General features: G+C 60.3%; 14 protein-coding genes and 1 pseudogene. 10 read left to right on the top strand and 5 right to left on the bottom strand.

Annotation, left to right across the window (positions count from 1 at the left end; genetic code table 11):
• Positions 1–189: 189 nt before the first annotated feature.
• From E3W21_RS22370 to E3W21_RS22385, 4 genes and pseudogenes are all read right to left on the bottom strand, one after another.
• A pseudogene (locus E3W21_RS22370) lies at positions 190–1,376 on the bottom strand (patatin-like phospholipase family protein).
• 88 nt (positions 1,377–1,464) lie between these two features.
• Positions 1,465–2,565: an AI-2E family transporter gene (locus tag E3W21_RS22375; RefSeq protein ID WP_134421876.1), complete on the bottom strand. Its 1,101-nt coding sequence runs from the start codon at positions 2,563–2,565 to the stop codon at positions 1,465–1,467.
• A 78-nt stretch (positions 2,566–2,643) separates the two neighbouring features.
• Complete coding sequence (locus E3W21_RS22380; RefSeq protein ID WP_134421877.1) at positions 2,644–3,279, bottom strand: response regulator transcription factor; 636 nt, start codon at positions 3,277–3,279, stop codon at positions 2,644–2,646.
• 4 nt (positions 3,280–3,283) lie between these two features.
• The gene (locus tag E3W21_RS22385) at positions 3,284–5,560 is read right to left on the bottom strand and encodes a PAS domain S-box protein (protein WP_134421878.1); all 2,277 of its coding nucleotides are present in this window, start codon (positions 5,558–5,560) and stop codon (positions 3,284–3,286) included.
• A 230-nt stretch (positions 5,561–5,790) separates the two neighbouring features.
• Here E3W21_RS22385 and E3W21_RS22390 point away from each other — a divergent pair, with 230 nt between their 5' ends.
• The 10 genes from E3W21_RS22390 to E3W21_RS22435 all read left to right on the top strand — a co-directional run bounded on the left by E3W21_RS22390 (position 5,791) and on the right by E3W21_RS22435 (position 18,942).
• Positions 5,791–7,413 carry an acyl-CoA synthetase gene (locus tag E3W21_RS22390; protein ID WP_134421879.1) on the top strand — a complete coding sequence of 541 codons (1,623 nt, stop codon included), beginning with the start codon at positions 5,791–5,793 and terminating at the stop codon, positions 7,411–7,413.
• Positions 7,414–7,545: 132 nt separating this feature from the next.
• Positions 7,546–7,872: a DUF485 domain-containing protein gene (locus E3W21_RS22395; protein ID WP_008146418.1), complete on the top strand. Its 327-nt coding sequence runs from the start codon at positions 7,546–7,548 to the stop codon at positions 7,870–7,872.
• Positions 7,872–9,542: a cation acetate symporter gene (locus E3W21_RS22400; RefSeq protein ID WP_129444145.1), complete on the top strand. Its 1,671-nt coding sequence runs from the start codon at positions 7,872–7,874 to the stop codon at positions 9,540–9,542. Before E3W21_RS22395 ends, E3W21_RS22400 begins: the two co-directional genes overlap by 1 nt.
• A 64-nt stretch (positions 9,543–9,606) precedes the next feature.
• A complete protein-coding gene (locus tag E3W21_RS22405) occupies positions 9,607–11,379 on the top strand; it encodes an acyl-CoA dehydrogenase C-terminal domain-containing protein (protein WP_134421880.1) in 1,773 nt (590 codons plus the stop codon).
• Between the two features lie 130 nt (positions 11,380–11,509).
• Positions 11,510–12,778 carry an OprD family porin gene (locus tag E3W21_RS22410; protein ID WP_134421881.1) on the top strand — a complete coding sequence of 423 codons (1,269 nt, stop codon included), beginning with the start codon at positions 11,510–11,512 and terminating at the stop codon, positions 12,776–12,778.
• A 159-nt stretch (positions 12,779–12,937) separates the two neighbouring features.
• Entirely contained in the window at positions 12,938–13,480 is a 543-nt protein-coding gene (gene phaR, locus E3W21_RS22415; RefSeq protein ID WP_134421882.1) for a polyhydroxyalkanoate synthesis repressor PhaR, read from the top strand.
• Between the two features lie 378 nt (positions 13,481–13,858).
• Positions 13,859–14,719 carry a c-type cytochrome gene (locus E3W21_RS22420; protein ID WP_134421883.1) on the top strand — a complete coding sequence of 287 codons (861 nt, stop codon included), beginning with the start codon at positions 13,859–13,861 and terminating at the stop codon, positions 14,717–14,719.
• Between the two features lie 15 nt (positions 14,720–14,734).
• On the top strand, positions 14,735–16,105 hold the full coding sequence (locus E3W21_RS22425) for a cbb3-type cytochrome c oxidase subunit I (RefSeq protein ID WP_134421884.1): 1,371 nt from the start codon (positions 14,735–14,737) through the stop codon (positions 16,103–16,105).
• Positions 16,105–16,920, top strand: a complete 816-nt coding sequence (locus E3W21_RS22430) for a CbbQ/NirQ/NorQ/GpvN family protein (RefSeq protein WP_134421885.1) — start codon at positions 16,105–16,107, stop codon at positions 16,918–16,920. The genes E3W21_RS22425 and E3W21_RS22430 overlap by 1 nt, the downstream gene beginning before the upstream one ends.
• Positions 16,921–18,942 carry a nitric oxide reductase activation protein NorD gene (locus E3W21_RS22435; protein WP_134421886.1) on the top strand — a complete coding sequence of 674 codons (2,022 nt, stop codon included), beginning with the start codon at positions 16,921–16,923 and terminating at the stop codon, positions 18,940–18,942.
• Between the two features lie 93 nt (positions 18,943–19,035).
• Here the strand turns inward: E3W21_RS22435 and phaP are convergent, their stop codons facing one another.
• Positions 19,036–19,605, bottom strand: coding sequence for a TIGR01841 family phasin (phaP, locus tag E3W21_RS22440; protein ID WP_134421887.1), 570 nt, complete (start codon positions 19,603–19,605; stop codon positions 19,036–19,038).
• Positions 19,606–19,731 lie beyond the last annotated feature (126 nt).

Raw genomic sequence — 19,731 nt, forward strand, 5'->3', positions numbered from 1 at the left:
TGCCGAGCCCGCGAGGCTGCGTTCGGCTGCGAAGCAGTCGTGAGTCCGGCTGACGCGGTATGCCTGATGTACTGCAATGACTGATTTTACGACTGCTACGCAGCCGAACGCAGCCTCGCAAGCTCGGCAGCTGCTACAGATCGCGTTACGGCTTAACTGACTGGCATTAGGCAGAGCGTCGGCCCTCTCTCACGTACTCGGCGATTTATGCCACGGATACCCTTTCGCGCNNTGAGTTGAAAGGCGTAATCGAACAAGCGCTTCATGTACTCGCCATCAAATCTATGATTGCGAGAAATATCAAAATCGGAGCCGATGTACGCCAGATTGAAGTCCGCCCCATCCTGCTGTGCAATTCGGTAAATGCGATCCAGATCGCTGATCCCCTGAGTCTGGATCAATGCGCTGATGGCGCGACCGCCGATGCTCAAGGTGCGGCGCTTGGTTCCGGACCACTGCAACTCCAGTTTGCCGTTGCGAATGACATAGAAGTGCCGTTCATCACGCAAACGCGCCCCGGACACGCGGTTCAGCGCCATCACGGTGCCGGGTGGGTAAAGGAACACCTGAGTCAAGACGCCTCCGTCCACGTGCATCTCCTGAAACTGATGGCCGTCAACCTCCACATCGATCATGACGGGTGAGACGGCGCCGGGAATACTCATCGACGCGATCATGATGTTGCGAAACAGGTCTAGCGCGCCCGGTGCCTGGCTGGAGGCAATAGCGCCCATGTTCCAGGTGACCGGGCGTCCTGAATCAAGGTCGGTGGTGCCGATCATCAGCAGTCGTCCTTTGGCGTATTCCGACGCGATCGCCGCAAGAACCTCGGCAGTGACGTGCTGTGCAATCAGCCGCGACAGTGGCTTGCTGTGCGCCATACCATCGCTGGCAAGACGGGTCAGCATATTGCGCGGATGGAAAATGTCTTTTGGACCGACTGCATTGCAGATACCCAGAATGACACCGTCGTACTGGGGCCCCAGGTAGGCAAACGGGGCCACCAGGGCGCCAGCGCTAATGCCGGTGACGACTTTGAACACGGGACGAGACCCATGCAGGGTCCATCCCGCAATGATGCCCCCCGCGAATGTACCTGCGTCGCCGCCCCCCGAAACGGCCAACATGCTTGCCAGCGGCAGGGTGTCACTGGGCATCCCTGCGCTGGCGAGCGCCTCAGCCTCTCGAAGGTTGGCTTGACTCACATCCCGAATGAACGGGGTCAGATCCTGGTCCAGCCAGTAGCGAGCATCTGGAATGTCAGGGATGAGCGCTTTTTCGGTTAACGTTGGCGGCACCGCATCTCGGCGTTGCAGGCACGCTTGACGCAACATGTTCAGCGTTGAGGCGCTAGGCCCGAGCAGGAATGTTTTCAAAACGCCTCCTCCGGCCCCTGCAAGATCCCGTCTGCCAATGTCAGGGCGAGTGTCTGAACACCTTTCATGCTAGCGCAAGCCCGGGCAGTCATAACGTCCGCGGGACGTCCGGTCTGTTCTGCGGCTGATCCTCCACCCATTGCCAGAACAACTGATAGCCGACCGCAAGCACCACCGGGCCGATGAACAGACCGAGGATACCGCTGGTGACCATGCCGCCCAGCGCACCGATCAACACCACCGGCATCGGCACATCGACACCGCGCCCCAGCAGCAAGGGCTTGAGTACGTTATCCACCAGGCCGGCAACGAACACATAGATGGCGAAGACGATGGTCGCCGTGCTGGCCCCTTCGGTGGCGAACACAAAGGCAATCACGGGCAGCGTAATCAGCGTCACCGGTAATTGCATGATGCCGAGCAGCAGCACCGCCAAGGCGAGCAGACCGGCGCCGGGGACACCCTTGATCACGAATCCGATGCCCACCAGCAGCATCTGGATGAAGGCGATGCCGACCACCCCCAGCGCGACCGCACGGATCGTTGCGGTACACAGTTCGGCGATTTTCGACCCCTTGCCCGGATCGCTGACGCGTGAAGCAATCTGTACCGCACTGCGCCTGCCGCTCTCGCCATAGGCCATGAAAATGCCGGCGATGATCAATGCAAAGATAAAGGTGAGGAACCCCATGCCGACGCCGGCCAGTTTGCCCAGGAAACTCAAGCTGAAATGTTTTATCTGCGGCAGGTACTTCGCTGCCAGGTCGGGAAGATCGGTTGAGGCCTGCAGCCATAAAGCAGAAACAGACTTGCCCACTAACGGCCAGTCAGCGACTGAATCGGCGGGTGGCGGAATATGGAAGTTGCCGTCCCTCACGGTGGTCATGGCATGCGCGACCGAATCGGCAATCGAGGTGACCAACAGATAGATCGGCACCATGAGCACAATGATAGCGATCAGCACAATCAGCGCCGCAATACGGCCGTCTTTCTGACCCAACGGCCCTTTGAGCCGCACTTGCAGTGGATAAAGGGTGATCGCCAGGATCAGCGACCACAGCATGAGGTCGCGGAACGGGCTGAAGATCTCAAAGCAGAACAGCACCAGTACGGCAATCAGCCCGGCACGGATCAAAACATCGAGCAGACTGCGTGTGAACGCCTTCTCGGAGCTGGAGGTGGGCACCATTGCTGCCTCCTTGCAGATCGCTGCAGAGGGATGAGATGGGTTAGCCCAGCATAGTCGCTCAATGGAAAACGCGAGCAATCACCGCAGCTTCAGCGGATCGACCAGTTCAGCGGCAATGGCCATGCCCACCAGGTCCGGCAAGGTATTGGCCTGCATGCGCTTCATCACCCGCGAACGATACAGGTCGACGGTTTTTGCGCTCACGCCCAGTTGCTCAGCGATCTCTCGGGTGGTGTACCCCTGAACCAGCGGCAGCAAGACATCGCGCTCCCGTGGGGTCAATGTCAGCAAGCGTGCCTGCAAGGCTTCATGACCCTGATTGCCCGAGCGGTTTGCTGCGCAGTTGCTTAGCGCCTGTTGCACGCTGTCCAGCAGCAATTGCTCGTTATAGGGCTTCTCGATGAAGTCATGGGCGCCCGCCTTGAAGGCGCGAACCACGATCGGCACGTCCGCGTGCCCGCTGACGAAGATGATCGGCAGGTTCAGCTCACGTGCGCGCATTTCTTCCTGCACGTTCAAACCGCCCATGCCGGGCATGCGAACGTCGAGCAGCACGCAGGCATCGAGCGTGGCATCACAAGCACTGAGAAACTCCACGCCACTGGTAAACGGCAAGGCCTTGAGCCCTACCGATTCCAATAACCAGACCGTTGAGTCGAGCATGCCTTGATCGTCGTCGACCACATACACCACGTGCTCCGTCACACCTGCCATTACGTTATTCCTGTTGTTGTTTTGTTGGGCCGGCCAGCGGCAAGCGGCAGCACATCAGCAGCCCGATAGCTTGGCGTCGGGCCTGCAATTCGCCACCGAAACCTTCGATGATGCTGCGGCTCATGGACAAGCCAAGCCCCAGGCCATCGGCCTTGCTGGTATAGAACGGGGTAAATATCTGCTCCAGTTCGGGCTCGCTGACGCCTGGCCCCTGGTCTTGCACACTGATTTCCACGGTGGCACCACCGCCCTGCCCCGCAGCCATCACGATCAGGGAAGGTTGCCCCGGATGTTGTTCGCGGTTGGCATCGATGGCATTGCGCAACAGATTGAGCAGCACCTGCTCCAGCAGCACCCGGTCGGCATAAATCGGCGGCAGATTATCCGGCAGGCGATCCTCGATTGTCACTTGGCAATTGCTCGCTTCCCAGGCACACAAGCGCACGGCCTCGCGGGCGACATCGGTGAAATTCAGGGCCTGCATCCGGCGTTGTCCCTTGCGCAGAAACGCCCGTAAACGTCTGATCACTTCTGAAGCATGCGTGGCGTGATGGGTAATGCGCTCCAGCCCCTGCGCCACTCGGGCGGCGGCTTGGGGATTGGAATCCAGCGTCTGTAAATAGCGCTGGCTGGCATTGGCATAATTGACCACCGCCGCCAGCGGCTGGTTGATTTCGTGAGCGATGCCCGAGGCCAATTCACCCAGGGTGACCAACCGCGCGGTGTGCGCCAGTTCGTCCTGATGGCGGCGCTGTTGCACTTCACGCAGTTCACGCTCGGTCATGTCCCGCGCCACCAAGGAGTAATAGCGCTCGCCGCCGGCCGAACGGTGCGCCAGCAACACCAGCGATACCGGCACTGAAGTGCCGCCACCCGGTGGCTGCAATCGCGCATCGGTGCTCCAGACACCGTCGCGTTCGGCGCTGCTCCAGCCATCACGCTGCAGACGTGTCAGGTCGCCGCTGGCGAACAACGTCGCCAGGGCCGGCATCGGTTGCTGCTCGTCGATCCCGAGGATGCGCCGAGCAGCAGGATTGAGATAAGTGACCTGCCCCTCGGAGTCGATGAACAACACCGGATCGGTGTTGGCCTCGACCACCTCCGCCAGACGCCGCTTGTTCTCCTCGGCTTGCACCCGAGCGGTAATGTCCCGGGACACGCTGACCACTTCAACCACCGTCCCGGTGTAGGTTTCACGAATCGCCCGGCTTGCGGTTTCGAACCACAGGTAATGCCCGTCGCGATGACGAATGCGATAGGTCATCGTGTGATAACCGTCCTGCTCCAGAGCATCCCGCGCGCGCTGCACCAGGCTGGCCAGGTCCTGACCATGGAACAAGCCCTGGGCCATTTGCCCGCGTAACTCTTCCGGCCAGTAGCCAAGCAATGTCCAGGATGCGGGCGATGCATCCAGAAAGCGCCCGTCCGGTGTGTGTCGGGAAATCAGGTCAGTGGTGTTCTCGATGATCAGCCTGTACAGCCGCCGTGCCGTGGCGGCTTCACGCTCGGCCAGCACTTGTGCCGTGGCATCGCGGCAACGGGCGAGCACACGGTTGTCCTGGGGATCGGGGATAAACGTCCAGATCAATATTTGCGCTTCGAACTGGGCTTCGACTCCCTCGATAGCGCGTTGCTGGTCGAGGCAGGCACGGACCAGCACCCGGTGATTGACCGGCAAAAAGCCCAGCACATCGGTCAGCGGCTTTTCGGCGAGCAGTGCCAACAGCGCGGCATTGAATTCCAGCGGCCGGCCCTGCGCATCGAGCAACAGACTCGGCTGCGGATCGTGACCCAACAGCGGCGAGCCCCGCAGCATGCCATTGACGCTGCTCAGCAACGTCGTCAGCAAGTCCTGCACCCAACCCAGCCAATCAAGACTCACGCCCTCGCACACTTCCACCAGCAACAACCCCGGTTGCCCCGGTTGCAAGGCCAGATCAAACACCTGGCCATGGCTGATAGCGGCCCGACGCAATCGGCCGGCCAACCAGCAATCGAGTTGCCGCACTTGCGCCAGGTCCAGCCGCCCCGCCTCGACCAGCCGATCAAACAGCCGCTGATCGCTGGCCAGCGAAGGGTCGCCCAGCCCCGGCGGAAAATGCTGGGCGGCGCCCTCGTGACTGTAAATCCGCGCATTGGCTTGCCAACTCAGATAAACCGCCCGGTGCACCTCGGGACATTCCTGCAACGCACGGCACAACGCATCGGCCCGGGCGGCCAGAGACACACCCTCGCGCTGCAGGCGCAACCAGCTGTGCAATCGAACGGGAGTCAGGGTCATTACAGGTCCGCTTCGTTGAGGAAGCCAAGGATATACCGGCCTTGGCGGTGTCACTGCATTCATTTAGACCTGCTAGAAGAAAATGTAGTACATATCCTATATGACGTAGGTTGTACTTCCATATCAGTAGCTGAATGTTATATAAAGCAAGCCGGACATAAAAGGTGCCCTCAGCGGCGACGCTGCAAGGTCACCTATAGAGCTAACAATCAGCCACCGAGTACCCGTACATGTCGATCTATGAACAAGGGCTAGGCCCTGCGGCTGTCAATCATATTGCCTTGTCTCCGCTCAGCTTCATCGAGCGTACCGCCAGCGTTTACCCCAACTACCCCGCCGTCATCCATGGCTCTATCCGCCGCACCTGGGCGCAGACTTACACCCGCTGCCGCCGCCTGGCTTCGGCGCTGGCCGGTCGCGGCATCGGCAAGAACGACACGGTGGCGGTAATGCTGCCCAACATTCCCGAGATGCTTGAAGTGCATTTCGGCGTGCCGATGATTGGCGCGGTGCTCAACCCGCTCAACGTGCGTCTGGATGCCGAAGCCATCGCCTTCATGCTGCAACATGGCGAAGCCAAGGTGCTGATTACCGACCGCGAGTTCCATGATGTGATTCACGCGGCGGTCGGCATGCTGGATCACCCGCCGCTGGTCATCGACGTCAATGACCCGGAATACGGTGAAGGCCAGGCTGTCAGCGATCTGGACTATGAAGCGCTGTTGGCTGAAGGCGACCCGGCTTTTGCCTGGCAGTGGCCGGCGAACGAATGGCAAGCCATCTCGCTGAACTACACCTCAGGCACCACCGGCAACCCCAAAGGCGTGGTGTACCACCATCGCGGTGCGTACCTGAACTCGTTGGGCAACCAGATGACCTGGGCCATGGGCAACCACCCGGTGTACCTCTGGACCCTGCCGATGTTCCATTGCAACGGTTGGTGCTACCCGTGGATCATCACTGCCATGGCCGGTGTGCATGTGTTCCTGCGCCGTGTCGATCCACAAAAAATCCTCACGCTGATCCGCGAGCATCAGGTCACCCATCTGTGCGCCGCGCCGATCGTGCTCAATGCCTTGGTCAACATGCCGGAATCGGCTAAAGCGGCGATCGATCACCCGGTCAACGCGATGGTCGCCGGTGCCGCGCCCCCGGCCAAAGTGATCGGTGCTGTAGAAGAAATGGGCATCAAGGTCACCCACGTGTATGGCCTGACCGAAACCTATGGCCCGGTGACGCTCTGCGCCTGGCATGCCGAATGGGATGAGTTGCCGCTGGACGAACGGGCGCAGATCAAATCCCGTCAAGGCGTGCGCTACCCGACGCTCGAAGGCGTGATGGTCGGCGATTCGAAGACACTGGAGCCGACCCCGCGGGACGGTCAGACCATCGGTGAAATCTTCATGCGCGGCAACACCGTGATGAAGGGCTACCTGAAGAACCCGACCGCCACGGCCGAAGCGTTCGAAGGCGGCTGGTTCCACACCGGCGACCTGGCGGTGTGTCATCCGAACGGGTACGTCGAGATCAAGGACCGGCTCAAGGACATCATCATTTCCGGCGGCGAGAACATTTCCACCATCGAACTGGAAGGTGTGCTCTATCGCCATCCAGCCGTCATGGAAGCGGCCGTCGTCGCCCGTCCCGATGAGAAGTGGGGCGAAACGCCCTGCGCTTTTATCACGTTGAAGGCTGATCACCAGGACGTTCGCGAGGCCGACATCATCAGTTTCTGCCGCGAACACCTGGCCGGTTTCAAAGTCCCGCGCACGGTGGTTTTCACCCTGCTGCCGAAGACTTCAACCGGCAAGATTCAGAAGTACGTTCTGCGCGACAGGGCCAAAGCGCTCTAACCGAATCCACGTTGTACCCGTCAAGCGGCCGGTGTTTTTACCGGCCGCTTCGGGCTCGTGCAGGCCGGATTCGGCTCTGCTCTGCCCTTAAATACCCAAAGCATCGATAACAACAACAAGATGGAGCCACCCATGATCGACATCCATTCAACCGATACCCAACGCTGTGAACGCATTCGGTCCAACCCGAAATTCCTTCAATTGGTGAGCAGTCGTTCGCGCCTGGCCTGGTCACTCAGTGCTGCGGTGCTGGGTACTTACTACGCGTTCATGCTGGTGGTGGCGTTTGCCCCGCAGTGGCTGCATGCGCCACTCGCCGAGCATCGGATGTTGACCCTGGGCATGCCGGTTGGCGCGGCGATCATCATTTTTTCCTGGCTACTGACCGGTTGGTACGTCTACAGCGCCAACACGCGCTTCGATGCACTGGGCGCCGCCATTCTTGAGGAGAGCAAGTAATGAACCTGCTCCGTAAACTTCTCCTCGCCGCTGCCGGGCTCTTGCCGGCCTCCGTTGTGCTGGCTGCACCCGCGCTGGGTGCGGTGGAAAAACAACCGCTCAACCTGCATGCGATCGGCATGTTCTTCGTCTTCGTGCTGGGCACGCTGGCCATCACCTGGTGGGCCGCGCGGCAAACCAAATCCACGTCGGACTTCTATACCGCGGGCGGTGGGATCACCGGGTTCCAGAACGGTCTGGCGATTGCCGGCGACTACATGTCCGCCGCCACGCTGCTGGGGTTGTCCAGCCTGGTGTTCGCCAAAGGTTACGACGGCTTCATCTATACCATCGGCTTCTTCGTCGGCTGGCCGATCATCACCTTCCTGATGGCCGAGCGTCTGCGCAACCTGGGGCGCTACACCTTTGCCGACATCGTGTCCTATCGACTGGACCAGAACAAAGTGCGGATCTTCGCTGCGTTTGGTTCGTTGACGGTGGTGTGCTGCTACCTGATCGTGCAGATGGTCGGTGCCGGTCAGTTGATCAAATTGCTGTTCGGCCTCGACTACCCGGTAGCCGTGGTGATCGTCGGCGCATTGATGTTGGTGTACGTGATCTTCGGCGGCATGATCGCCACCACTTGGGTGCAGATCATCAAGGCTGTGTTGCTGCTTGCCGGCGGCACGACTCTGGCGTTCATGGCCATGTCGCAATTCGGTTTCAGCTACGAAACCCTGGCCACCAAAGCCGTCGAAGCCCATGCCAGCGGCTGGAACATCATGGGCCCCGGTTCAATGCTCGCCGACCCGATCAACACCGCTTCGATGTCGCTGGGCCTGGTGTTCGGGATTGCCGGTCTGCCGCACATTCTGATGCGCTTCTTCACCGTGCCTAACGCCAAGGAAGCGCGTAAGTCGGTGTTCTATGCCACCGGTTTCATCGGTTTCTTCTTCCTTGTTGTCTGCACCCTGGGCTTTGCCGCAATGGTGATCATCGGCACCGACCCGCAGTACTACGTTAATGGTGAAGTCGGCGGCGCCTTGATTGGCGGCGGCAACATGGTCGCCATGCACCTGGCCAAAGCGGTCGGTGGCAACCTGTTCTTCGGTTTCCTCTCGGCCGTGGCCTTCGCCACCATTCTTGCGGTGGTCTCCGGGCTGGCCCTGGCCGGTGCCTCGGCGATATCCCACGATCTCTACGCCACGGTGTTCAAGAAAGGCAAAGCCAGCCAGAAACAGGAAATGCGCGTGACCCGCATGGCCACCGTGGGCCTAGGCATCATCGCGATTCTGCTGGGCATTCTGTTCGAGAAGATGAACGTCGCGTTCCTGGTGGGCCTGACCTTCGGCATCGCCGCATCGACCAACTTCCCGGTGCTGATCATGGCCATGTACTGGAAAGGCCTGACCACCAAAGGCGCGATCATCGGCGGTTTCGCCGGCCTGATCTGTGCGCTGGTGCTGGTGATCCTCTCGCCAGCCGTCTGGGTCACCGTGCTCGGCCATGCTCACGCGATCTTCCCGTACGACCACCCGGCGCTGTTCTCCATGCCGCTGGCGTTCTTCGTGATCGTCGTGGTGTCGAAACTCGACCGCAGCGTGCGGGCCGACAAAGAGCGTGACGCTTACGCCGACCAGTTCGTTCGCGCCCAGACCGGCCTCGGTGCCGCCAGCGCTTCCAGCCATTGATAGAGAGGGCACGGCCTGCTAAAGCGGCGCCGTGCCCATCGCACAACCTTTTGAGGTTTACGTTATGCCCGAATTCAACGCCCCGCTGCGCGACATGCGCTTTGTGCTGCATGAAGTGTTCGACGCCCCGGCCCTGTGGGCACGCCTGCCAGCCCTAGCTGACAGTGTCGATGCCGCCACCGCTGACGCCATTCTTGAGGAGGCGGCCAAAGTCACCTCGCACCTGATTGCGCCATTGAATCGCAGCGGCGACGAGGAAGGCGCCCAGTGGGTCGATGGCCAGGTCAGCACGCCAATCGGTTTCAAACAGGCTTATGCCACCTACATCGAAGGCGGCTGGGTGGGTCTTTCCGGTAATGCCGATTTCGGCGGCATGGGCATGCCGAAGATGCTCGCCGTGCAGTTCGAAGAAATGCTCTACGGCGCCAACTCCAGTTTCGCCCTGTATTCAGCGTTGAGTTCCGGTGCCTGCCTGGCACTGGATGCCCACGCCAGCGACACCCTGAAAAACCTCTACCTGCCGCCGATGTACGAAGGCCGCTGGGCCGGTTCCATGTGCCTGACCGAGGCCCACGCCGGCACCGATCTGGGGATTATCCGCACCCGCGCCGAACCTCAGGCCGACGGCAGCTTCAGCATCACCGGCAGCAAGATCTTCATCACCGGTGGCGATCAGGACCTGACCGAAAACATTGTCCATCTGGTGCTGGCCAAACTGCCGGACGCACCGGCGGGGCCGAAAGGCATCTCACTGTTCGTAGTGCCCAAAGTACTGGTCAATGCCGACGGTTCCCTCGGCGATGCCAACGCCGTGAGTTGCGGATCGATCGAACACAAAATGGGCATCAAGGCCTCGGCCACCTGTGTGATGAACTTCGACGGCGCCAGCGGCTGGCTGGTCGGCGAAGCCAACAAAGGCCTGGCGGCGATGTTCACCATGATGAATTACGAACGCCTGTCCATCGGCATTCAAGGCATTGGCTGCGCCGAAGCGTCCTATCAGAGCGCCGTCGCCTATGCACGCGAACGTGTACAGAGCCGCGCGCCGAGCGGTGCTATTGCTCCGGACAAAGTGGCTGACCCGATCATCGTCCACCCCGATGTGCGCCGCATGCTGCTGAGCATGAAAGCCATGACCGAGGGCGGCCGTGCGTTTGCCAGCTATGTCGGGCAGCAACTGGACCTGGCGAAGTTTTCCGATGACGCCAAGGAGCGCGACAGCGCGCAAACCCTGATCGCGCTGCTGACGCCGGTGGCTAAGGCATTCTTCACCGACACCGGCCTGGAAAGCTGCATCAACGGCCAGCAAGTGTTCGGCGGCCATGGCTATATCCGTGAATGGGGCCAGGAACAATTGGTCCGTGACGTGCGCATCGCGCAGATCTACGAAGGCACCAACGGCATTCAGGCCCTGGACCTGCTCGGACGCAAAGTACTCGCCGACAAGGGCTTCGCGCTGCGCCAGTTCACCGCTGAGATCCGACATTTCGCCCATCAGCCTGACGCGCCCTACGCCGCTCAACTGTTCGATGCCGTACAGCGTCTGGAAGACCTGAGCGACTGGCTGCAGGATCAGGCCACGACCAACCGCAACGAAATCGGTGCCGCTTCGGTGGAGTATTTGCACCTGTTCGGCTACGTCGCCTACGCCTGGCTTTGGGCGCGCATGGCACAGGTTGCCAAGCAAAAGCTGCACGAAGACGAAGGGTTTTATGGCGCGAAAATCGCCACCGCCGACTTCTATATCCACCGCCTGCTGCCGCGCGTTTTGAGTCTGGAGCAATCCATTCGTGCGGGCAGTGCCTCCTTGTTTGGCCTGAGTGCCGAACAGTTCTAACGATTGAACCGCACGCGGCGCCACGCTCCTATCTTTTCGGCGTTCGCGTTTTTTTATCGATAAGCCCTCGCCCACCTGGCGAGGGCCGCAGGACCTGTCTTTTCATAATAAAAACAAAAGGGGCTTCACCATGGACCGCAATACCCGCACCCTCGCTACCCGACTGTTGCTGGCCGGCGGCGTCATCAGCCTCTCGGCCCCCGCCGCTGCTGACTTTGTCAAAGACAGCAAGGCCAGCCTTGAGCTGCGCAACTTCTATTTCAACCGTGACTATCGCCAGGACAACGCCGCCCAATCCAAACAAGAGGAATGGGCACAGGGCTTCCTGCTGCGCTATGAATCGGGATTCACCGACGGTTTGATCGGTGTCGGTTTCGATGCCATTGGACTGGTCGGCGTCAAGCTCGACTCCAGCCCTGATCGCGCAGGCTCCGGCCTGCTCAAGCGCCACCGCGACACGAGCAAAGGTGCTCAGGACGAGTACGGCGAACTGGGCCTGACCGCCAAAGTGCGGGCCTCAAAAAGCACGCTGAAACTCGGCACGCTGCTGCCGAAACTGCCGACGATACTGGCCAACGATTCACGGCTGTTGCCACAAACCTTCAAGGGCGGTCAGTTGACGTCGCTGGAACTCGAAGGCCTGACAGTGGATGCCGGGCGACTGACCCAGGTCAATCAGCGCGACTCCTCGGACTACGAGGACATGGGCATCACCCGGACCGGCGCCAAGGGCATCACGACGCGTCATGTCGATAGCGACAGCTTCGATTTCGCCAGCCTGAACTACAAATGGACGAGCAACCTCGCCACCGGCTACAGCTACGGCCATCTCGACAACTTCTACAGCCAGCACTTGGTCAACCTGACCTACGTGTTGCCGGTCACAACCGGCCAGTCGCTGAAGACGGACCTGCGCTTCGCCCGCTCCACGGATGATGGCGGCAGCAATGTCGATAACAATGCCATTGGCGCGATGTTCACCTACAACCTCGGCGGGCATGCGTTGGGCCTGGGTTATCAAGGCATGAGCGGTGACACCGGCTACGCCTACGTCAACGGCACCGATGCCTTCCTGGTGAACTTCGTGCAGATCGGCGACTTCGCCAGCAAGGACGAAAAATCCTGGCAGGCTCGCTACGACTACAACTTTGCGGCCATTGGCGTTCCGGGGCTGACGTTCATGACCCGCTACCTCACCGGCGACAATATCGATCTGGGCGGCAATCGTACGGAAGGCAAGGAATGGGAGCGTGATACCGACATCGGTTATGTCGTGCAGAGCGGGCCGCTGAAGAATGTTGGGGTGAAATGGCGTAACGCGACGGTGCGCTCGACCAATTTCGGCAGTGATCTGGATGAAAACCGTTTGATCGTCAGCTACACCTTGCCGATCTGGTAAGTAGATCAAGAGATCGCAGCCTGCGGCAGCTCCTACGGGGTACGCATTCCTTCTGTAGGAGCTGCCGAAGGTTCGGGCCGCGTTCGGACGATCTTTTGATTCTGCCCTTAGCCCCTCCCTCCCAACACCAAACCGCTTCAGTGGCCAGAGTAGGTTAAGATGCCTGCAAACCAGGCCCGCCGCGAGACGCCCCGCATGACTGATACCACCCCCCGCCTGATCAAGAAGTACCCCAATCGCCGACTGTATGACACCCACACCAGCAGTCATTTGACGCTGGCGGACATACGCCAGTTGGTGGTCGACAAAATTGCCTTTCAGGTGGTCGATGCCAAGAGCGGCGAGGACCTGACGCGCAGCATCCTGCTGCAAGTGATTCTGGAAGCCGAAAGCGGCGGTGAGCCCATCTTCACCACCGAAATGCTGCTGGGGGTTATCCAGTTCTACGGCCCTTATCAGGGCGTTCTCGGCAGCTACCTGGATAAAAGCATCCAGACAGTCATCGACATCCAGTCCCAGACCGGCGCCCAGTCGTCCGAGGCCTGGAGCGACTTCATGCATCAACAGGCCCCGGTGATGCAGGACCTGATGCGCCAATATGTCGACCAGTCGAAGGCGTTGTATCTCAATACCCAGAACCTGTTTGGCATGTTCGGCGGCAAGCCAGACACTGATGGCGGAAAGAAAAAAGACGGTGAATGAAGTACTCCCGAGTCATTGACAGTCGTGCGACGTCTACTAGGCTCACAGTCATCCTGCCTCCCCCACTGAACCACGGCACTTAAACGCAAGGCTTGGTGAAGTCGTCAATCTTTAGCGCCTGTTCGCAGCTGTTCGAATGCAGACCTCAAGCAATCGTCAGCGCAACGGGCTAACGCTCTTTCGCACGCATTAATACTTAATGCATAACGCGAATGACCAGGCACTTTCCACCTGCACTTTCACATTGGGAGGCAGTCGTGCACAAAGTCTTGAAGCTCGTCAGCTATGCAGTGCTCGTGCTGATGGCCAGCGCGGTCGTCTATGCCGGAGTGATCGGCATCACCTATTGGACCGGTATCGGCGTATAGGGAGTTCGCAATGAACAAACGCCAGACACGCTCATTCGCGCTGATATCCACTGCTATTGCTACCGTGGTGTTTCTGGGCATGACCGTTGATAGTCACCGGCAGTTTCCCACACTGACCAATGCCCAACAGATCACGCCGCAGGTGACTCGCGGCAAGGATGTCTGGCATCAATACAATTGCATCAATTGCCACACCCTGTTCGGCGAGGGTGCTTATTACGCCCCGGACCTGACGAAAATCACCCAGCAGCGCGGCGCCCCGTATCTCACTGCGTTCCTCAAAGACCCCTCAAAGTTTTATGACGAGAAACGCCATCGGCGTCTGATGCCGAACCTGAAACTCGGCGATGAGGAAATCGCCGATTTGATCACCTTCCTCGACTGGGTGAGCAAGGTCGACAATCAAGGCTGGCCACCGCGCCCGATTCTGGTGACCGGTGCGTCGATCCCCGGCATGGACCTTACCGTGGCACAGCAGAATGCCACCGGCGGCGACCAACCACCCCCCGCCGCCCGCCCGGTGTCCGGCAAGGAAGACCCGATCGCCCTGGGCGAGGCGCTGTTTCGAACAACCGCAACCCCGGTGTGTAGCGCTTGCCACTCGATTGCGCCGGGCGTCAACCTCGCCGGTCCGTCCCTGGCCGGGGTGGCCAGTCGGGCCAAGCAGGTCATCGCCTCGCCTGACTACAAAGGCAAGGCCAAGGACGCCGAAGGCTTCATCCGCGAATCCATCGTCACGCCGAGTGTTTACCTGCATCCGGGCGACATGTTTTCCGCCAACGGTATGTCCTTCATGCCGGACACCTTCGCCAAATCGCTGACGCCCGAACAGATCGATCAACTGGTCGCCTATCTGGCGTCGTTCCAGTAACCGAAGGGGATGACCATGCGCTACAGATCTCAATCCGTCGCCTACTGGTATTTCGCCGTTGCCATGGTGCTGTTTGGCCTGCAACTGGTCTTCGGCCTGCTCTCGGCGGCCAAATACCTCGGGCCGGATCCGCTGCTGAACCTCTTGCCATTCGATGTCACCAAGTCCATTCACACCAACCTGTTGATCGTCTGGGTGCTCACCGGGTTCATGGGCGCGACTTACTGGATGGTGCCGGACGAATCCCGTGGCGAGTTGCACAGCACCAAACTGGCTTACATCCAACTCGGGTTGTGGACGGCCATGGGCGTCACCGCCGTTCTTGGCTACCTGTTCGGCTATGGCACCGGGAACAAGCTGCTCGAACAGCCACTGCCCCACAAGATCGTGATCGTGATTTGCATGCTGATGTTCCTCTACAACATCGGCATGACGATCAAGAAGGCCGGTCGTTTCACCGCCACCGAGGGCGTCCTGCTGCTGGGCCTGGCCAGCGCCGCCGTGCTCTTTCTGCCGGCGCTGCTGCATTATGAAAATTACGTGGTGTCGATCTATTACCGCTGGTGGACGATCCACCTGTGGGTCGAAGGTGTTTGGGAGATGATCCAGGGCGGCTTCCTTGCCTATCTGCTGATCCGGCTGTCCGGCGCTGACCGCGAGGTGATGGAGAAGTGGCTGTACGTCATCGTCGGCCTGGTGTTCATTGCCGGCATTCTGGGCACCGCACACCATTATTACTGGATCGGCGTTCCTCATTACTGGCTGCCACTGGGCGGTTTTTTCAGTGCACTTGAGCCGATGGCGCTGATCGGCATGGCGATCTATGCCTACAACGCGATGCGCCGCTCCGGCCTCTCTCACCCCAACAAACTGGCCTTGCACTGGACCTTGGGCAGCGCGGTGTCCACCATGTTCGGCGCCGGTCTGCTGGGGTTGGCTCACACCTTCCCCGACGTCAACAAGTGGACCCACGGCACCCTGATTACCGCGATGCATGGCCATGCGGCCTTCTATGGCGCCTACGCCATGATTGTCCTGGCGATGATCACCTATGCGTTGCCCGGCATGACCCGTCGTCCGGTGGAGGAAAGCAGTATCGGTTACTGGGCGTTCTGGCTGCAGTTGGGCGGAATGTTCGGCATGACCCTGTCATTTGCCACGGCGGGCATTGGGCAGGTGTACCTGGAGCGCATTCTCGGCCTGGGCTACCTGGACGTGCAGCTGAAAATTCAGGTGCACTTCCTGATGCTGGTGGCGACGGCGTCGATGTTCAGCCTGGGTGCGGGGCTGTTCATCTTCGAATTTTTCCGCCAAGCGCCGGACTTCAATGTCGATGAAGCCGATCCGGTCCTGGCCACACCTCAAGCCTCGGGCGCGGCGCTGTGATGGAACGTTCGCTGATGCACGTCGAACCCGCGTCGCTGCAAGCTGAACCCTATTACCAGCCCAGCGGCGACGAGGTGGCGATTTTCGAGCAATGCCATGCGCAGCAACTGGCCGTCATGCTCAAAGGACCTACCGGTTGTGGCAAAACCCGTTTTGTCGAACACATGGCGTGGCGTCTCAAACGCCCGCTGATCACAATTTCCTGCCATGACGATCTGAGTGCCAGCGACCTGGTCGGGCGCTTCCTGATCGGACATCAGGGTACCCATTGGACGGAAGGCCCGCTGACCCGAGCCGTGCGCGAAGGCGCTATCTGTTACCTGGACGAAGTGGTCGAAGCGCGGCAAGACACGATTGTCGTCCTGCACCCGCTGACCGACCACCGACGGATTCTGCCGCTGGACAAAATCGGCGAGACCCTCGAAGCCTCGCCACACTTTCAGCTGGTGGTGTCCTACAACCCCGGCTACCAACGAATACTCAAGGATTTGAAGCCGAGTACCCGACAGCGCTTTGTGGCACTGGATTTTGACTTCCCGCCGGCCGAGCGCGAAATCGCCATCGTCATCCATGAGGGTGGCACCGACTACGCCACCGCGCACGCCCTGGTCACCCTCGCCCAGCGGCTACGCGCCTTGCAGGACCGGGGCCTGGCGGAAGTCCCCAGCACCCGTCTGCTGATTGCCACTGCACGGCTGATTTCCCGCGGCATTGCTGCGCCCATCGCCTGCCGGGTCGCGTTGATCTTGCCGCTGTCCGATGACGCGGTGCTGGTCGCTGCCATGCGCGACCTCGTCGACCTGACGTTTATCTAGATGGCTGAAGCCGAGGACCTCATCACCGACGTCGCACGCCACGCTACGGTGTATGCGCAGGCGTTGTGGCGTCGTCACCGGGCACCTTCGGACACCGCAAAAGTCGTCACCCTCGGGGATGTCGCACAACACCTCGATTTACTGATCAAGGCCGTGTTCGACACCCACTATTCGCTGCGTGTCGCGCAACCACCCTCGCCCCCTACGTTCCTGAAAAAGCTTTTGCTGCGTCATGAAAAGCCGTGTCGGCAAAACGCCGTCCCGGCGACCGATGGCGTGACGATATGGCTGCCGGAGGACTTGGGCAGTAACGAGGATCCGCTCACGCTGCAACGCTATAAAACCCTGGCCTTGCAACAGGCGATGCGTGCCCGACGAGGCAGTGCCAGCGCCCTGTCAGCCCTCGACAACCCGATGCAGCGCAGCGTCTATCTGCTTCTGGAAGCCTGGGCTGCCGATACGGATTTAGTGCGACTGTTGCCGGGGTTGGCGCCATCGATCCATGGCTTACGCCAACATGCCTTGGCGACCCGCCCGCCACTTCACGCCTTTCCCAACCCGCGACAACCCCTGGAAAATTTCCTTCGTTTACTGCTGCGCAGCGAATGCGGCACGCCTCTGGAAGGGCTGGAGATACCCGCCAAAGCGGACGACTCGGTGCAACAGTCAGAAAACCTCGCAAGAAGTCTCCTGTCCGTCGACGAATCTCACAGGCTGGGCGCTCATCTGTTGCTGCTCGATGCCTGGACCGGCGATCTGCGCGAGCCGTCGGCGGGCCAGAAGGTGTCGCCCCTGCCCGGCGAAATCGACACCGCCGATACCCTGCCACGCAGCGCCCGCCTCGCACGTCAGCCCACTGTGCGTGAAGCCTGTGCCGACGAGGACGACGATCAGGAACAAGGCCCGTGGATGGTGCAACCCGCCGAACCGCTGGAAAAGGCCGAAGATCCCATGGGGATGCAGCGCCCTGCCGACCGGGATACCGACACCCCGGCGGCTGATTTTGCCGAGTCATTGTCCGAACTCAACGAAGCCCGACTGGTGATCGCGGCAGGTCGCCCGAAAGAAGTGCTGCTGTCCGACGGCCCGCCACAGACCCGCGCTCGGCACGGTGCACAGGATCTCGCCAACAACGCAATCAGCTACCCCGAATGGGATTACCGCCGCCAGGTCTACCGTGATCCGGGTGCGACCCTGCAACTGTGTCCCGCCCCGGAAGGCCCGCAGCAGTGGGTCGAGCGAACCCTCGACACCCACCGTCCGGTGCTCGATGCCATCCGCCGGCAATTTGAAAGTCTGTGGGCCCAACGCGTCAGGCTGCGCAAACAATGGGAGGGCGACGATATCGATCTGGAGGCGTATATCGACGGTTGCGCCGAGGCCCGCGTGGGTCTGAGCATGCCGCAGGCGCTGTATCAGACCCAGCGCCGTGGCCGGCGCGACATGGCGATCATGTTGCTGATCGACGTCAGCGGCTCCACTGACAGCTGGCTGTCCTGCCATCGCCGGGTCATTGATGTCGAGCGCGAGGCGTTGCTGCTGGTCTGTCTGGCGCTGGAGAGCCTGGGCGAGCCTTATAGCGTGCTGGCGTTTTCCGGCGAAGGGCCGCAGCGGGTCACGATCCGCACCCTGAAAGCATTCGATGAGCGCTACAGCGATGAAGTCGGTCGGCGCATTGCCGCCCTCGAACCGGAACGCTATACCCGGGCCGGTGCCGCCCTGCGCCACGCCAGCACATTGCTGATGCGCGAAGCCGCCACGCACCGTCTCTTGTTACTGCTCTCCGACGGCAAGCCGAACGATGTTGACCAGTACGAAGGCCGCTATGGTGTGGAAGACCTGCATCAGGCCGTGACTGAAGCCAAGCTCCAAGGCATCTATCCCTTCTGTTTGACCATCGACCGCCAGGCGGCGAATTACCTGCCAGCGGTATTCGGAGCGAGGCAATACGCCTTGCTGCACAGACCAGAACTGTTGCCCAGCGTTCTGCTGGACTGGATCAGACGACTGGTATCAGCGTGAGCCGGAGCCGCCCCGCCAAGGTTTTCGCGGCACAAAAAAAATGGCGATAGGGGAATGAACCCATCGCCATTGGTGCCGCTGATCTAATACGACTTACTTGTTACCGCTGGTAGCCTTGGCGCTTGCTTCTGGAGCCGCTTTGGTGGCTGCGGCAGTCGCTGCGTCGAAACTGCTCTGAGCCACATCGGCAGCCTGTTTTACGGCTTTCTGTGCGCTTTCGAACACAGTACCGGCATTCGCCAGGCTCGACTTGAACGCTGCCACAACAGGCTCGGAGCCGGCCGGTGCATTCTTGCTGATGGCTTCAACGAACTCTTGCACCTGTTGGGTGCCCGCTTCGACTTGACTCGAGGTCAGTTTGGCGATGTCCGACTGAGTACCGACAATCAGCGCTTGGACCTGACGGTTGAATTCAGCCAGACGTTCAGTCTGTGCACTCGGCTGGGTGAAAGAAGCCTGAAGCTCGGCGAAACCTTGTGGATCACGGACGGCCAGCAGCTTGCGAACACCTTCGAAGTGCTCTTCGGTGGAGTCGCGCAGTGCCTTGAACTGCAACTGGCTGAGCTGTTCAACGCTGGCGAAGACTTTGCCGCTGATTTGCTGCAAAAGATCGAGGTTGGCTTTCTGAGCGGTTTGCAGTTTTTCCGAATTGAAAAAAGACATGCTTGAATCTCCTGGTACTGGAAGGCCCTGATGGGCCTGAGGACGCGATAGCGATCCGGCCAGTCATCGCGTTAGCCTTGATATTGCAGTGCACAAAATTATTTGGCAACGTCTATTTTTGTGCGG

The organism is Pseudomonas sp. F01002, assembly GCF_004402115.1.
Classification (GTDB): domain Bacteria; phylum Pseudomonadota; class Gammaproteobacteria; order Pseudomonadales; family Pseudomonadaceae; genus Aquipseudomonas; species Aquipseudomonas frigoris.

Coding starts and splice junctions, on each gene's coding strand:
- E3W21_RS22375 (WP_134421876.1), bottom strand. CDS start 2,565: ATGGTGCCCACCTCCAGCTCCGAGAAGGCGTTCACACGCAGTCTGCTC.
- E3W21_RS22380 (WP_134421877.1), bottom strand. CDS start 3,279: ATGGCAGGTGTGACGGAGCACGTGGTGTATGTGGTCGACGACGATCAA.
- E3W21_RS22385 (WP_134421878.1), bottom strand. CDS start 5,560: ATGACCCTGACTCCCGTTCGATTGCACAGCTGGTTGCGCCTGCAGCGC.
- E3W21_RS22390 (WP_134421879.1), top strand. CDS start 5,791: ATGTCGATCTATGAACAAGGGCTAGGCCCTGCGGCTGTCAATCATATT.
- E3W21_RS22395 (WP_008146418.1), top strand. CDS start 7,546: ATGATCGACATCCATTCAACCGATACCCAACGCTGTGAACGCATTCGG.
- E3W21_RS22400 (WP_129444145.1), top strand. CDS start 7,872: ATGAACCTGCTCCGTAAACTTCTCCTCGCCGCTGCCGGGCTCTTGCCG.
- E3W21_RS22405 (WP_134421880.1), top strand. CDS start 9,607: ATGCCCGAATTCAACGCCCCGCTGCGCGACATGCGCTTTGTGCTGCAT.
- E3W21_RS22410 (WP_134421881.1), top strand. CDS start 11,510: ATGGACCGCAATACCCGCACCCTCGCTACCCGACTGTTGCTGGCCGGC.
- phaR (WP_134421882.1), top strand. CDS start 12,938: ATGCCTGCAAACCAGGCCCGCCGCGAGACGCCCCGCATGACTGATACC.
- E3W21_RS22420 (WP_134421883.1), top strand. CDS start 13,859: ATGAACAAACGCCAGACACGCTCATTCGCGCTGATATCCACTGCTATT.
- E3W21_RS22425 (WP_134421884.1), top strand. CDS start 14,735: ATGCGCTACAGATCTCAATCCGTCGCCTACTGGTATTTCGCCGTTGCC.
- E3W21_RS22430 (WP_134421885.1), top strand. CDS start 16,105: ATGGAACGTTCGCTGATGCACGTCGAACCCGCGTCGCTGCAAGCTGAA.
- E3W21_RS22435 (WP_134421886.1), top strand. CDS start 16,921: ATGGCTGAAGCCGAGGACCTCATCACCGACGTCGCACGCCACGCTACG.
- phaP (WP_134421887.1), bottom strand. CDS start 19,605: ATGTCTTTTTTCAATTCGGAAAAACTGCAAACCGCTCAGAAAGCCAAC.